This window comes from Budvicia diplopodorum (assembly GCF_009800925.1).
Lineage (GTDB): Bacteria > Pseudomonadota > Gammaproteobacteria > Enterobacterales > Enterobacteriaceae > Budvicia > Budvicia diplopodorum.
Genome location: NZ_WOYF01000043.1, coordinates 1 through 860 on the forward strand (window position 1 = coordinate 1; position 860 = coordinate 860).

Here is an 860-nt window from a genome sequence, read left to right on the forward strand (position 1 = left end):
AAACTTTCGTAGCTGTAGTCGTCGGTATCCTGTAGCGACCTGACGGTCAGGTCGCGGCCGACGTCCATCAACACGCTGTCGCCTTTGGCCTGTGCGCCAATCAGGCTGGTATCGCGCCCGCTGATGATGCTGAGTTTATTACCCGCATCGAGGGTGCTTTCGGTCCAGTAGAGGCCGTCGGCATTCATATTGCTCTGTGAGAAGTTGGCATCGGCAAAGACGCGGATACCGTTCTTACCCCCGCCCCAGCCCACGCTGACCCCGGCATTACCGCCGTAACTTTGGCTTTCGCTGTCGGTTTTTTGGGTATTGGCGGCCGCGATAACCGTCACATCGCGGTTGGCATCCAGCGTGATGTCGTGGCCCGCATTGATGGCGCTGCCCTTAATCACGATATCGCCGTCGGCGCCTTTCTTGCCGGAGCCGGTGGCAGTGATAGACAGGTTATTACCGGCGGCCAGCGTCGAGCCCTGCGCCGCACGGATTTCAGTGTTGGTTTCTGACTTGGTGACCTGCGTACCGCCGGAGATGCTGACGCCCACATAGCCGTCGTTGCCATCCGGCTTCATCATTCCGGCCTGTATGGCCTGAGCCACCGACAGGGCCGCTTTGATTTGCTGTAAGGCTTCAATCTTGCTGTCGTTGGCGTCCTGCGCCTGTTTGGCCTGCGTTACCGCCGCATTCAATGCGCTACCGACCGCGCCGGAAAGCGCCACCGTCATACCGGTTTGGGTGCGCTCGTACACGTCTTTGATGCTGGTTTGGTTCTCAACCGATTCCACCGACACGTTCTTGCCGGTGAGGCTGATATCTTTTTTCGCAATCACGTCCGAGCCTTTGATGGCTAAGTCGTTACCGGC

At 58.6% G+C, this 860-nt stretch carries 1 protein-coding gene; it reads right to left on the reverse strand.

The window, feature by feature from the left end:
• Positions 1–860 (reverse strand): hemagglutinin repeat-containing protein (locus GVI43_RS15705; protein ID WP_211959118.1); only part of this gene is annotated, 860 nt, incomplete at both ends.